Here is a 256-nt window from a genome sequence, read left to right as displayed (position 1 = left end):
TGAAACATCTCAGTACCCCGAGGAAAAGAAATCAACCGAGATTCCCCCAGTAGCGGCGAGCGAACGGGGAGCAGCCCAGAACCTGCATCAGCGATAGCATCAGAGGAACGGTCTGGAAAGGCCGGCGGAAGAGGGTGACAGCCCCGTACTCGAAGATGGTATGGCTGGGAGTTCGATGAGTAAGGCGGGACACGAGAAATCCTGTCTGAAGATGGGGGGACCATCCTCCAAGGCTAAATACTCCTGACTGACCGAT

General features: G+C 55.9%; 1 rRNA gene. It reads left to right on the top strand.

From position 1 onward, the window contains the following. Positions 1-256, top strand: a 23S ribosomal RNA gene (locus EAE90_RS23500); the annotation flags it as partial.

Origin of the sequence: Photorhabdus caribbeanensis (genome assembly GCF_018448885.1) — a bacterium.
Lineage (GTDB): Bacteria > Pseudomonadota > Gammaproteobacteria > Enterobacterales > Enterobacteriaceae > Photorhabdus > Photorhabdus caribbeanensis.
This window is presented reverse-complemented; position numbering and strand designations above follow the sequence as displayed.